Source organism: Thioalkalivibrio sp. ALJ2 (assembly GCF_000378325.1).
GTDB lineage: Bacteria > Pseudomonadota > Gammaproteobacteria > Ectothiorhodospirales > Ectothiorhodospiraceae > Thioalkalivibrio.
In genome coordinates this window covers 527,466-540,849 of sequence record NZ_KB899554.1, presented here as the reverse complement: position 1 = coordinate 540,849, position 13,384 = coordinate 527,466, and the positions used below count along the sequence as shown (strand labels likewise).

Below are 13,384 nucleotides of genomic sequence, written 5' to 3'. Positions count from 1 at the left end.
GGCTCAGTCGAGCCACGCAATGGCCTCGGGCAGGGTGCGGATACGGATGTCTCCGTCTTCAGTGGGCAGCGGTTCCGCGCCCGAGGGATCAAACAGCAATCGGGCGCCGACCCCGGCGCGCCGCGCGGCCTCGAGATCGGACGCGCGATCCCCGACGAGCACCGAACCAGGGAGATCCAGATCCAGGTCATCCCGCGCCCGCAACAGCATGCCCGGCTCCGGCTTGCGATCCGGACAGGCCCGACGATAGTCGGGCTGCGCATCATGGGGATGATGAGGGCAGTGGTAGACGGCCTCGATGCGGCCACCGCGCTCGGCAAAGCGCTCGCGCATCCAGTCCGTCAGCTGCCGGAAATCGCTGTCGCCGTAATAGCCGCGGCCAATCCCGGACTGGTTGGTGACGACCACCACCGGCCAGTGCCGGGAAGTGGCGGCCGCCACCAGTTCGAAGATGCCGGGGACGAACTCGACCTGGTCAGGGCGATGCACGTAGCCATGGTCGACATTGATCACCCCGTCGCGGTCGAGAAACAGGGCGCGCGCACTCACGCCGACCCCGAACGTTCCTGATCGGTCACCAGCGCATCCTCGACGATCCCGCACAACAGATGCCCGATCAGCCCGTGGACCTCCTGAACCCGCGCGGTAGCGGCATCGGGCACCCGCAGCACATGATCTGCGGGATGCGTCTCCGGCAGCCCCTTCTCGCCGGTCAGGGCAACCGTAACCAGCCCACGCTTGCGCGCCATCCCGATGGCCTCGAGCACATTGGGCGAATGCCCGGATGTGCTGATCCCGACGAATACATCACCCGGCTGCCCCAGCGCCTCGACCTGACGCGAGAACACATGCTCGTATCCAAAATCGTTCCCGATCGCCGTCAGCACCGAGGTGTCGGTCGTCAACGCGATCGCCGCCGCCCCCGGGCGCACCGCCCGATAACGACAGACAATCTCCGCCGCAATGTGCTGCGCATCCGCCGCGCTGCCACCATTGCCCGCCAGCAGCACCTTGCCGCCGTCGCGGATGCACTGCAGCCAGCGCTGCCCAACCGTCTCGACCTCGGCAACAAACGCCCGGTCCTCCGCCAGCCGCCCGAACAGCCGGCTGGCCGCCGTGAGCTCCTCGATGATTCCTTCCCGCACTTGCGCTCTCCGCCAGGGAAACACTGAACAATGTAAATGGTCAGCGGGGCACGCCCGCCGATGCCGGGCAAAGTACACCGCGTATCCTTAAGGCCACAAGCAACCGCACGTCGCGGTATCACAGGGCCATGTACAATTTGGGAATGTCTCTCAGCGCCAGTCCGAGTTTCGTGCCACCCGCAAGCCACACGCCGGGCAGCCTTGCCCCATGTTCCGCAGCCCCTGCCGCCCAGCAAGCCCCGGGCGCGACCGGGTGTGCTTTCGTGCTGGCCGGGAGATCATGTTGAGTTCAAGCGGCGCCCACGTCCCGGCTGTCCTGGTCATCGGCCCGGCCTGGGTGGGTGACATGGTGATGGCCCAGAGCCTGTTCATGACGCTCAAGCAACGCGAACCCGCACCCGCTGTGGACGTGATTGCGCCCGCGTGGAGCCTGCCGATTCTGGAGCGCATGCCCGAGGTGCGCCGTCCCATTCCGTTGCCTGTGGGCCACGGGGAGCTTGCACTCGGCCGGCGCTGGCATCTAGGGCGGTCACTACGGGACGCGAACTATCAGCAGGCGATCGTACTGCCGCGTTCAGCAAAGGCGGCAGTACCGGCCTTCGCCAGTGGGGTACCCCGACGGACCGGTTACCGCGGCGAGTTCCGCTACGGCCTGCTCAACGACATCCGCCCACTGGACCGTCAGCGCCTGTATCGCACGGTCGATCGATTCGTCGCGCTCGCGCACGCCCCGGATGCACCACAACCACCCCCGATTCCGGAACCCAGGCTGGTGATCTCCGAACGCGGTCGGGACGAGGCACGCATTGCACTGGGACTGGGCAACCAGGAGGCACCGGTTCTGGCACTCTGCCCCGGCGCGGAGTACGGCCCCTCCAAGCGCTGGCCCGCCGAGCACTATGCAGAAATTGCTCGGGCCCGCCTGACAGCAGGCTGGCAGGTCTGGCTGTTCGGTTCACGGAAGGACCGTCCAGTGACCCAGGCGATTGCCGAGGCCGCCCCGGGCTGCGCAGACCTGGCCGGGCGCACGCAGCTGGGCCAGGCGATTGACCTGCTTGCCTGCGCAGACCTGGTCATCACCAATGACTCGGGGCTCATGCACATTGCGGCGGCCACCGGCCGCCCGGTGATCGCTGTCTACGGGTCCTCCGACCCTGGCTACACGCCGCCGCTAACCCCCCGCCGGCGCATCCTGCATCTAGGTCTGGAATGCAGCCCCTGCTTTCAGCGCGAGTGCCCCCTGGGGCATTTGAACTGCCTGCGCAAGCTGGCGCCCGAGCAGGTACTGGAGGCCGCCGACGCCCTGCATGCGGAGAGGCACTGATGCATCTGGCATTCGTGTTGTTCAAGTATTTCCCGCATGGCGGGCTGCAGCGCAACTTCCGCCGCATCACCGAACTCGCCCTGGAGCGCGGCCATCAGATCGACGTATTCACACTCGCATGGGAGGGCTGGACCCCGGAGCACCCGCACCTGAAGCTGCATGTACTGCGGGTGCCTGGCTGGCGCAACCACACACGCTATCGCCATTTCGCCCGCCGCGTTCAATCGGAGGTCCAGGCACTACAGCCCGATCGCGTCGTCGGGTTCAACAAGCTGCCCGGGCTGGATGTCTACTACAACGCAGACCCCTGCTTCATCGAACGGGCGCAGGCTCGCAGCCAGCTTTATCGCCTCTCCGGGCGCTACCGCGTACATGCGGCCCTTGAGCGGGCGGTCTTTCGCACCGAGGCGAACAACCACATCCTGCTGCTATCCGAGGCCGAGAAGCCCCTGTTCCAGCGCTGGTATGCGACTCCCGAGGACCGCTTCCACCTGATGCCACCGTATGTCTCGGCTGACCGCTTCGCCAATGCCGACACCCCGCAACGAAGGCACGCTCTTCGCAAACAGCTCGGCCTGGGGGACGACTCGCTCATGCTCCTGATGGTTGGGTCGGACTTCCGACGCAAGGGTGTGGACCGCAGCATCCGGGCGCTGGCCGCCCTGCCGGACGGCTTGCGGGAACAGGCATCGCTATACGTACTGGGCAAGGGGCGCGCGGCCCCACTGATGCGCCTGGCCCGAAGTCTCGGTGTCTCGAGGCAGGTGCATTTCCTGCAGGGCCGCGACGACGTGGCCGACTTCCTGTTTGCAGCCGACCTGCTTCTGCACCCCGCCTACCAGGAGAACACCGGGACCGCGATCGTCGAGGCGATCGCGGCAGGTCTGCCCGCCCTGGTTACAGCCAATTGCGGATACGCCTTCCACATCGAGTGCGCCAACTGTGGTGAGGTGCTGACCACGCCGTTCGAGCAGCCCATGATGGACGCCGCCCTGGCCCGCATGCTGAGCCAGCCCAAACTGCAGGCCTGGCGTGATGCGGCCCTGCGCTACAGCGTTCGCACCGAACTCGGCGCACGCGCCGAGCACGCGCTGCGGGTCATCGAAGGCCCCCGCTATGGCGAGGTGGCGGCATGAGTGTGCTCCGGCGCAATGAACTGGTGATGGACGATGCCTTACACGCGGCGTTAACCGCACGCTACGGCCCGGGAGACCCCTTCGAGCAGGCCATGGCGCTGGATGGCGAGGTCGTCCGCAACGTCGACGGGCGGCGCACTTTCCGTTTCGAACTGGGCGGGCAGCCCTACTTCGCCAAGGTGCACAACGGCATGCCGTGGCGACGCATCCTGCGCAAGCTGAGCCAGTTCCGCATCCCGGTGCTGGGTGCCGAACCCGAATGGCGTGCAATCCACCGGCTGCGGAAGCTGGAGATCCCGACCACGCCACCGGTCGCATTCGGCATCCGGCGTGGACTGAACCCGGCACGGGAACGCTCGTTCGTGATTACCCGCGACCTAGGGCGCACCCGCACCCTGGAACAGGAATGCCTGAGCTGGCCCGAACAACCACCGGCCTTCGCCTTTCGCCTGCAGTTGATCCGAGAGGTCGCCCGCATTGCCCGCACCCTACACGGGAGCGGCATGAATCACCGCGACTTCTACCTGTGCCACTTCCGACTCGACCTGAACTCGAACGAGAACGCCATCCGGTCCGGCCGCATCCCGCCGCGCCTGCACCTGATGGATCTGCACCGCGTTCAGTTCCACGCCCGCCTGCCGGCCCGCGCGCAAATCAAGGATCTCGGAGGTCTGTACTTCTCCGCCATGGATATCGGCCTCAAGCCACGAGATATCCTCCGTTTCATGCGCCTCTATCATGGCACCAGACTCCGCGCCACCTTGGTTGAAAGACACACGCTCTGGACTCGAGTGGCACAGCGAGCCCGAACGCAATACCGCAAGGAACACGGGCGCCTCCCATGTCACGGCTGATGCAATGGCTCGCAGGCATCGGGCGAAGCTCAAGCGTGAAAGGAGTCGCCCCTCTTGACGAAGACCTGAAGAACGCCGGCCTCACCCTCCTGGAAAACCAACCAAAGGCGGGCTGGACCGTCCTGGACAGCTCGGCGCAGGCCCGCGTCGCGCGCGGCCAGTGGCAAAGTCAGGCAGTTGTAATAAAGGTCTTTCTTCCAAGGGGGCCATGGGAATCCGTCAAGTCCATCGGCCGGGGCAGTCGCGGCATGCGGGCCATTCGGCATGGGCGCCAAATGAGTGAAGATGGTTTCGATACACCACGCGCACTCGCCTATGGCTGGATCGGGGTGAACGAGTGCCTGGTAATGGAGGACATCAATGGGGCCAGCCTTTCACACCTGATCACTTCCCGCCATGGGGAACCGTTCCTGGCCATTGCGGACCGTCATCTTGTTCACCGCCGACTCGCAGAAACCGTTGCTCACCTCCATGAGTCCGGATGGACCCATGGCGACCTCCGACTTGGGAATATCCTCGTGTCACCCCCCTCCGCAACCGGACGGTTGGTGTTCCTGGACAACGAAAGAAGCAAAAAACATGGCAGACCATGTGACGGCCAGAAAAACCTGGTCCAACTCAACATGACTCATCCGTCTTTTCTGCCTCGAACCAGTCGTGTTCGGTTTCTGAGCCACTATGCAACACAGCGCGGCATGGGGCGGGTCGCATTCCGCCACCTTGCTATTCGGATTGCCCAGGCAACCGAGGCGCGCCACCAGGAACGGCTGCGACGTGGTGGTTCCAAAGCGCGTTTTTCAGCCAAATAGCAATGAACTCGAACAGCCAAAGCATCCGGCTAACTTCCGGGTTTTGCGGTGCCGGCAATCCCGACCACCCTGTCGTGAAAGCGCTCCAGGCGGGGCACCCCGTACTCGACGGGGCTCGGCGCGAATGCCTGAAGACCAATGCCCAGGCCGAGAGCGGGCTCCTTTTCTCGGACTTCTCGCCCGACCCTGTCTTTTACAAGCGGTATCCATCCCGATGGAGAAACCGGATTCTTGGGCATCTTGGCATTCGCTCCCGTGCCCGCCGGGTTTGGGAGTTCTCGACCTACCTGAAAGGACATAACGCGCCGGTTGCCAAACCTCTGGCCTACCTGGACGGCTCGGCGGAAAGCTGGTTCTTCTGCGAGGCTCTGCCCCAACACCCAAGCCTGAATCAATGGCTAGAAGACGATGCGCTACCGGACGCGGCCCTACTCAGTGAACAGGCCGCTCAAGCGATCGCCACGTTGCACAACGCGGGGGTTGTACACCGTGATTTCAAGTGGGGAAACGTGCTGTTCTCAGCCACAGGAGACCTCATCATCGCCGACCTGGATGGCGCGCGGTTCCATCACCAGCCGCGCCGGGCGGATCTCGCCCGCGACTTGGCCCGTTTCGCCGTTAACGGGCTCGAGGTTGGCCTGACGCAAAGCTGGGCGCGGTCCTTCATCGGCCGTTATTGCAAGATTCGCGGCATTCCCGTTGAACGGCTTCTTCCCGCGGTCGCCCGCTCCGTCACCGTCATTAGCAAACGGCACCAGAAGCGCTATCGTCGCCCCCCTGTCAGCCTGACCTGAGCTTTGGACATCGAAGTGAAAAACCAAGATCGACTTGTACAACTCATGCTGGATCGGCACCTGGGAAATTTTCTCGTCGCCACACCGGTCCTCTCTGCTCTGGCCCAACACGAGAAAAATCTCATCGTCATTCATGAACCTCACGCCGAACTCGCGAAACGGATCCCAACGCTAAAGGGCCCGATTGTCACACTGCCCAGAACGGGCAGCCCGGCAAGGGACTTCATCGGATTCATCAAGCTACTCCATACAGTCCGCTCCACAAGACCCACGATTGCCCTCGATTTCGGCGGCAGCGGCAGCGGGGGCTGGCTCGGAGCCATGAGTGGCGCCCCACGGCGAATCTGTCGAGACAGCGCACCGTATGCTCGGCGCTTCAGTGAGCACGTAGCAAAGCCAGAGGGGATGCAACACCGCATCGAAATCTACGGCGCCATAGGGCGAGCTGTCGTACCCGAACTGGAATGGGGATGGCCCAAGCTTGAGCCACTGTCTTCTGACCACGCAAACCTTGAAGAGACTCTGCGTGCGCACGAAATAGACTCGGAGCGCCCGATGATCTGCCTGCATGTAGCCGGAGGGAAGGAATACAAGCACTGGCCGTTGCCGAAATATGCTCAGGTAATCAACACATTACGCCGCGAAGGGAAACAGCCCATTCTGATCGGTGCGGGGCCTGACCGCACAGCGGCGCAGGAGGTTCAGGCTCTGTGCGAGGACCCGCCGGTCAACCTGGTGCAGCGACTGGGCATTGGAAGCCTCATCGCTCTCTTCGAGCGCGCGTCTCTTTTCATTGGCAACGACAGTGGCCCCATGCACATGGCTGCCGCAACGGGCACACCGATTGTTGCGTTGTTCGGGCCGACGGATCCCGTCCGCTGGGGCCCTCTAACCAACCGGGCCCTGATCGTTCGCGGCACGGAACATATACCGCCGGAACAAGGAAAGAAGAAGTTTGCCGACGGTCGCCGAATGGACAGCGTCCAGGTCGATGACGTGGTGAACGCCATTCGCCTCTCCGAGAAGCGCTTTGCAAAGTAGCTGGAAGAACCTTAAGTCCTTCGACCAAGCGCGTGGCCACCACTCACCAAATTCTCTCGTAGCGGCTCTTGTACCGCGCGTCGAATGCCGGGCAGGTATTTTCGCTGGATCAACCTGGCTGCCCGCGGCCAGACCCGTGGAATCCGTGAGGCGTGAGCCAGCCCCAGGGTGCAATACACTCTTCTGCGAAACGCCACCCCCCGAAAGGTGCGAAACGGAATGGCCGCCAGCCGAGAACTCTCTTCTCGAACTCCCTCCAGAAAGGCTCGCTGAGCTTCCACCGGATCCCCTTCCTCCAGATGAACTAGCGGATCCAGAAGCAAACGCCGGTACAGGTACCCCAGCAGGCGGTGGCCAGCGAGAGTTCGACGCCAGAGGGGTTCAGCGAATGCGGCCGCATAATCCAGGTGCATCGCACGGCCGCGGCTGACATCGAAGAGCACATTGTCCATATTGCGGTCCTTCATTCCCGCAATGAAGGCTGCTGGAAGCGATTGCCCCAGGCCATAAAACAGCTTCTCTCGTTCAAGGCCGCCAGGCTCCCGATCGACAATGGCAGCGACGGACTTTGCGGGGCTGTAAGGCATGGCCACCCAGCCAGCATCGATCACCTGAACCGGGAAAGCGGGCACTCCCAGCGCGGAGAGCACCTCGCTAACGGTGACCTCCTTGTCCGCATCAACTGTGCTCTTGACCACCAGGGTCTCCTGGCCGCCGGCTCGCACCAGAAATACCTCGCGAACCAGACGCTCCACCTGAATAGCCGGAGTACGGAGTTGCTCGGACAGCCGATCGCGAACGCCAGATGGTAGACTCTGCATTCGATCCATTCGCGTTGACGATTGCACGTTCTCTCCCAATAACGACTCGCTGCCCCGGCACCCCCCGCGAAAGCGCGCGGATCATAGCGGGCCACCAAGCCACTACATGATGTCATGACCGATACACCAGAAGAACGGCCCCTCGCCAACCAGCATATCCTCATCGTGCTGGAGAAAAAGGGCCATGTGGGTGCAAACGTCCGGGAACACTTTCGCGTCTACCGCGAGGCAGGCGCCCGCCTCACTCTGTGCTTCTTGACCGGCGACGGCTCGGAGTACCAGTCTGACTGTCCAGCTGACAGCGTTACCGGACTGCGTCTCAGCAACAAGGCAAGCAGACGGAACCGAATCGCAACCGCATGGCGCCTGGCGCGAATCCTGCGAAGGGACCGACCAGACGTCATGATTGGGGATCAATACAAATGCGTCGCGAGTCTGCTACTTGCCAGCGTCATCGCTCGCCATGGTCGCCCGATCTACGCACTGCTGCGCGGATACTACGCAACGGATTCCAGAAGCCGTCAGCGCTACTACCAAGCCTTCCGCAAGCGCCTCACGGGCATACTGACCCTGACCAACGCGCAGAGAGATCGCTTCATCGCGAACATGCCGTGGTATCCAACAGACAGTATCTCCGTCGTCCATAACTATATCGACGCCCACCGCCTGCGCACGACAATGCTGTCGAAAACGGAGGCGCGCGAAAGACTCGGACTGGATGAAGACCAGTTCGTCTTCGGCTGTGTGGCCCGTTTTGACAGCTACAAACGCATCACTGATCTACTAAAGGCCTTTGCGAAGCTGCAGACACGAGACGCCGCTCAGGCCCAACTCGTCATTATAGGCGACGGAAAAGAGCGCGCAGCTCTTCATGCCGAGACCAGAGATCTGGGTATTCACTCACGCACCCTGTTCACAGGCTTTTTAGCAGGTGCCAACCGGTACATGCAGGCGTTCGACGTATTCGTTCTGCCCTCCGAAGGTGACAACTTCGCCAGAGTCTTCCTCGAAGCGATGGCGGCCGAGATCCCTGTCGTAGGGGTACGCGGCGGCGGAACACCCGAAGTCCTCGGAACGACCGGCTACCTCGCCCCTCCCCGCGATCCGGCCGCGCTGTCCGAGATCCTCGACCAACTCATCCGCCTTTCTCCGGATGAGCGATGCGCTGCTGGGCGGAAGGGGCGGGAGGAGTCGGAGATCCGATTCACGCGGGAGGGGCTCCGACGTCAGCTACTCGGCGCCCTGAGCGGGAGCATGATGCAAGCTCGAACGCTTCAGCCTGATGGCATCTAGGTGCCTGTCGATCACTTGCGCCTGCGCCTGACCCAGCGATGAAACCTTCTGAAAAGGGGCCGCAAGGGCCTGACGAATACCCCGAGCGTGTGGGGATCGTATTTGCCCACATGCGCCACCTTTACGGCGCCGGTGGAGGACTCGAACGAAATCGCTGGAACCTCGCCAACGAGTTTCTCCGCATGGGCATCAAGGTGGACTTGCTGGTGTTGAATCCGGACGGGCTGGAACACCTTGCCGACCAACCCGATCGGCATGCCATTCGTCTGCGGCGCGAACACCCAATAGCAACGCGCATCCGCGCGCTCAACAGCGCGCCCGACAGCTGGAAGGAATTACTCAAACCCGTGATTCTCCCGGCCAAAGGTGCCAAGCCGCTTCGCTACCTAAGAAGCGTCCAGCAATATATCGAAGGGTATCGCCCAGAACGGATAATCGGAGGAGGAACCCAGGAAAACCTGACACTTGCCATCGCTCGATCCGGAACAACGCACAAACCTCGCCTGACCCTTAGCGAACATAACCCTTTGTCGAACACGCTTACGACAGAAAAACATCGTCGACTCTGGCGCTGGCACCACCTGCGCCCCCTGCTGCGGCGCATGTATTCGCAGGCCGACTCGCTCGTGGCGATCTCTGACGCAGTAGCCGATGATCTGGCAAGCACGCTCGATCTGCCAAGAGAACGCATCAAGACCGTCTACAACCCGGTAGTCACGGATGCCCTGTGGGAACGGATCCGCGAACCATTCGATCACCCTTGGTTCGCCGAAAGCTCCCCCCCAGTGATCCTGAATGTCGGGCGGATGACCGCTCAGAAGGACCAGGCTACGCTCATCCGAGCATTCGCAGCCGCGCGACAAACGCGCCCACTCCGGTTAATAATCCTGGGTGACGGGCCAGAGCGCGCCAATCTGGAGAGACTGGCTGACGAACTCGGTATTCGACAGGACATCCACATGCCGGGGTTCGCCGCGAACCCGCTAAAGTATATGGTTCGGGCATCAGTCTTCGCCCTCACCTCGCGCTGGGAAGGTTTTGGTAACGTGCTCGTCGAAGCGCTGGCATCGGGCTGCCCTGTTGTTGCCACCAACTGCCCGGGGGGACCCGCTGAAATCCTGGATCACGGTCGCTTCGGCACCATGGTGCCATCCGACCCGGCACAGATTTCAGAGGCCCTGCTGGCCACGATCGACGCCCCCCCCGATCGCTTGCTCCTGAAAGACCGGGCCTCCCAGTTCACCGCCGCCCGGGCCGCAGAACACTACCTGTCCCCCTGACCGGCGACATCACGAACCTGATCGAGCCTATTTCCAACTGTTGCGCCAGATGAAGCAAAGGTACCGACCATGGGGTTGCGAACGCATCTGAAAGTCCACCTGTCGCCTTTCTTTCTCCGCTATCCGTGTCGATACGGTACCACCAAGGTCGACACTCGAATTGCCGTGGACCGAGAACGGCGTTTCATCTATTTCCGCATACCCAAAGCGGCCAATTCCACTGTCAGCTATGCCATCAGCAATATCGAAACCGAAAACGGCGACAGCGCCGGAGCCTATAAATCCGGATACGATCGTGCGAGCTCATTGGGGTTCCTGGAGACCTACCGCCTTCACCAGCGGTTCTTCCTCTTTTCGGTTGTTCGAAACCCATATACCCGCGTAGCGTCAGCATACTTGGACAAAATCCAAGGCCAAAAGCGTCAAAGGGTCCCCGTCGCGAGAGCGCTGGGTCGCGCGAGCACCGCGCCAATCACCTTCAACGAGTTCTGCGCATACCTCGCGAAAGGCGGCTATCGCGACGACGTCCACTGGTTTCGCCAAACGGATCTGATTCCGTGCGGAATCGACCGTCTAGACTACCTAGGCTCCGTCGAAACACTCACGAAGCATCTGAACGCCATCCGCACCCGACTCGCGCTTCCACATCACAGTGAACGATCTGACTGGGCACGTGGCAAGACAGGAGCGTCATCTCGGATCTTCGAGCTCTACGACAACACCAGCCTGGAGTACATCTCACAAACGTACGGAAAAGACTTCGAGACACTCGGATACTCGAAAGCCCTCGACCACCATGCCGAACCGCCCTCACAAGCACTAGAGCCCAAGTGGCAGCGATAGACAAAACGACACCATATGACGATCATCTCCCACCAGCACCGATTCATATTTCTACGAACTCGAAAAACCGCAAGCTCTAGCGTGTTTGCATCGCTTGCCCGTTACGCGGGGCCAAGCGATCTTATTGCGCATGTGCCAGACGCCAGAAAAAAATACGGGGTCTTGCCGAAAAACAACCTCCGTCCCTGGGCGTCGTTATCCACGAGCGACAAAATGCGCGGCTGGCGCGCATGGTGCCTGGACCGAATCCGACCACAAAATGATCGCCGCCCGAGGCTGGAGCGTTTCCTTGAAGTAATACCCGAACACATGACCGCGCAAGAGATTCGGGATTTTTTGCCGCCATCGATGTGGGATAGCTACTATAAATTCTGCTTCGAGCGTAATCCGTTCGACAGGGCTATCTCCCTTTGGGTCTGGCGGCAGCACGTCAAAGGGTCCCAATTCCCTTTCGATCGGTTCCTGGACGCTCTGGAATCGGACCACCGTGAGACACAGAAACGATATGGCGCCTCCCATGGAAGCAACTGGCCGATCTACACCATCGACAACGAAATCGTGATGGACCGAGTATATCGTTACGAAGAGCTCGGCCAGTCGCTGGACCATGCAGGGAAGATGATCGGCATCCCATTTGATGGCTGGCTTCCCAGTCTAAAAAAAGGCCATCGAAATACGAAGACCGGCCCTCCCCATGAATTTCTGAGCCGAGAGCAGAGGCAGCGTCTGCGCCAAATCTTCGCGCGCGAGATAGAGGCGTTTGGCTATGATTTCAACGTCTGGGGTTCTGCAGAGTCCGCCGACGGCGAAGCTCATGCCCAACGAGCAGCGCAAGCGGGAACCACAGGCCTAGCCAAAAATGCGGGTTCACCTGATGAATGATCTCATGACCCGCAAATGACAGCAGAAAGACACCGGCAAAAAACATCGATATGCCAAAGACTGCAGTAGCTCGCCCACAGAACTCACGACGCGACTGGTGAAAGGCCTCCCGCATGGCGACCAGGACCAGCAGCACCCAAGCGGCAACTCCGAGCATCCCCGCCACAAGCGTCGACATCAGCCAGATACTGTGCGGGCTGTAATATGTTCGGCCGTCACCGCCCATGACGGTACGATCGAGGATGACCCCCTCCCCGTACCATGGGTTCTGGATGATGCGATCGACAACGGCCAACCAAACAGTGAAGCGATTAGCATCCGCGCGTTCGATGAAGCTTCGGAACCCAAAATCCATAACGTGAGCTACGACTACGAACGCCCCCACCCCGAAGACGAGCCCCAACAGCACCTTCCAGTACCGATAATAGGCAAGTTGGACAACCGCCCCGATTGAGAATCCGAGCAGGAGCGCACGGCTTTGCGCAAGAAGAATAAACGCCACCCCGACTGCGACGCCGACCCAGCCCAGAACCCGCAGATACCCCTTGTCTCGATTCAAGGCGACGGCCAATCCGATTAGCGCCACCAGCAAGAAGCCGACGGAACCGCGATTCGGACTGTCGCGGTAGAAGACCATGTTGTTCAGTCGCGCCGAGGGAAACGGATGATCCGCGTAGTAAACCCCGATGGAATACACGAGAACAACCGCCGCTATGGGTATCAATACCAGCACCAGGCGATCGAACCAGTCGTCGCGGGTCGCTACAACCCAGGCTGTCGCCGAGACAAAAATGAGGGTCAGAAGCGCATAGCGGACCTTGTCATAGACTTCGTCGGCGTCGACCAGACTTGGGTCACTCCACAGCATCGAGGCCGAGAGCACTCCGACCCACAGGATCAGAAACTGGAAGACGCGAGAAGAAAGAAGGAGGCCCCAGTCCTGCCACCTCATGGCCAGCAGGAACGGCAAAACTATCAGGAGGTACAGAACATCGCGATGAAAGCGGGTACTCCAGGCGGCAAGAAACCCCGCAAGGAATATAGCCAGCGCCCAGCCGAGCCACCGGGAATCCCTGACCCCGGCGCGAAACCGGGCAAAAGACCAGAATCCGCGCCCCCGGAAGAATGCGCCAGCATTCACGGCATCAGCCTCGCCCGATCA

General features: G+C 61.5%; 14 protein-coding genes. 10 read left to right on the top strand and 4 right to left on the bottom strand.

The genetic code is table 11. The features are described 5' to 3' along the window. Window positions 1-3: 3 nt before the first annotated feature. Both F468_RS0102500 and F468_RS0102495 read right to left on the bottom strand, forming a co-directional pair. Window positions 4-549, bottom strand: a complete 546-nt coding sequence (locus F468_RS0102500) for a D-glycero-beta-D-manno-heptose 1,7-bisphosphate 7-phosphatase (RefSeq protein WP_018137965.1) — start codon at window positions 547-549, stop codon at window positions 4-6. Then, entirely contained in the window at window positions 546-1,145 is a 600-nt protein-coding gene (locus tag F468_RS0102495) for a D-sedoheptulose 7-phosphate isomerase (protein WP_018994576.1), read from the bottom strand. Before F468_RS0102495 ends, F468_RS0102500 begins: the two co-directional genes overlap by 4 nt. A gap of 280 nt (window positions 1,146-1,425) precedes the next feature. Between F468_RS0102495 and waaF the strand changes: the two genes are divergently transcribed. Genes waaF through F468_RS14035 form a run of 6 tightly spaced genes read left to right on the top strand, consistent with a single transcriptional unit; the run spans window position 1,426 to window position 7,103 of the window. Further along, on the top strand, window positions 1,426-2,469 hold the full coding sequence (gene waaF, locus F468_RS0102490) for a lipopolysaccharide heptosyltransferase II (RefSeq protein ID WP_018993495.1): 1,044 nt from the start codon (window positions 1,426-1,428) through the stop codon (window positions 2,467-2,469). Continuing rightward, window positions 2,469-3,605, top strand: coding sequence for a glycosyltransferase family 4 protein (locus F468_RS0102485; RefSeq protein ID WP_018994575.1), 1,137 nt, complete (start codon window positions 2,469-2,471; stop codon window positions 3,603-3,605). Before waaF ends, F468_RS0102485 begins: the two co-directional genes overlap by 1 nt. After that, window positions 3,602-4,459, top strand: coding sequence for a lipopolysaccharide core heptose(I) kinase RfaP (rfaP, locus tag F468_RS0102480; protein WP_018994574.1), 858 nt, complete (start codon window positions 3,602-3,604; stop codon window positions 4,457-4,459). The genes F468_RS0102485 and rfaP overlap by 4 nt, the downstream gene beginning before the upstream one ends. Beyond that, window positions 4,447-5,268: a lipopolysaccharide kinase InaA family protein gene (locus F468_RS14045; RefSeq protein WP_081616954.1), complete on the top strand. Its 822-nt coding sequence runs from the start codon at window positions 4,447-4,449 to the stop codon at window positions 5,266-5,268. The genes rfaP and F468_RS14045 overlap by 13 nt, the downstream gene beginning before the upstream one ends. Before the next feature lie 2 nt (window positions 5,269-5,270). After that, complete coding sequence (locus F468_RS14040; RefSeq protein WP_081616953.1) at window positions 5,271-6,062, top strand: lipopolysaccharide kinase InaA family protein; 792 nt, start codon at window positions 5,271-5,273, stop codon at window positions 6,060-6,062. 3 nt (window positions 6,063-6,065) lie between these two features. Then, a complete protein-coding gene (locus F468_RS14035; RefSeq protein ID WP_231373170.1) occupies window positions 6,066-7,103 on the top strand; it encodes a glycosyltransferase family 9 protein in 1,038 nt (345 codons plus the stop codon). Window positions 7,104-7,114: 11 nt separating this feature from the next. On the opposite strand, the gene F468_RS0102455 is transcribed toward F468_RS14035, so the two are convergent. Then, the gene (locus tag F468_RS0102455; RefSeq protein ID WP_231373169.1) at window positions 7,115-7,858 is read right to left on the bottom strand and encodes a hypothetical protein; all 744 of its coding nucleotides are present in this window, start codon (window positions 7,856-7,858) and stop codon (window positions 7,115-7,117) included. Between the two features lie 180 nt (window positions 7,859-8,038). On the opposite strand from F468_RS0102455, the gene F468_RS0102450 reads away from it, so the two are divergent. The 4 genes from F468_RS0102450 to F468_RS14025 all read left to right on the top strand — a co-directional run bounded on the left by F468_RS0102450 (window position 8,039) and on the right by F468_RS14025 (window position 12,222). Then, the gene (locus F468_RS0102450; protein WP_026296492.1) at window positions 8,039-9,217 is read left to right on the top strand and encodes a glycosyltransferase; all 1,179 of its coding nucleotides are present in this window, start codon (window positions 8,039-8,041) and stop codon (window positions 9,215-9,217) included. Window positions 9,218-9,255: 38 nt separating this feature from the next. Beyond that, window positions 9,256-10,497, top strand: coding sequence for a glycosyltransferase (locus tag F468_RS14550; protein ID WP_156000510.1), 1,242 nt, complete (start codon window positions 9,256-9,258; stop codon window positions 10,495-10,497). Between the two features lie 165 nt (window positions 10,498-10,662). After that, the gene (locus F468_RS0102435) at window positions 10,663-11,340 is read left to right on the top strand and encodes a sulfotransferase family 2 domain-containing protein (protein WP_018994570.1); all 678 of its coding nucleotides are present in this window, start codon (window positions 10,663-10,665) and stop codon (window positions 11,338-11,340) included. A gap of 15 nt (window positions 11,341-11,355) precedes the next feature. Continuing rightward, complete coding sequence (locus F468_RS14025; protein ID WP_081616951.1) at window positions 11,356-12,222, top strand: sulfotransferase family 2 domain-containing protein; 867 nt, start codon at window positions 11,356-11,358, stop codon at window positions 12,220-12,222. Here F468_RS14025 and F468_RS0102430 read toward each other — a convergent pair. Next, on the bottom strand, window positions 12,113-13,363 hold the full coding sequence (locus F468_RS0102430) for an O-antigen ligase (RefSeq protein WP_018994569.1): 1,251 nt from the start codon (window positions 13,361-13,363) through the stop codon (window positions 12,113-12,115). The genes F468_RS14025 and F468_RS0102430 overlap by 110 nt on opposite strands. Between the last annotated feature and the right edge of the window lie 21 nt (window positions 13,364-13,384).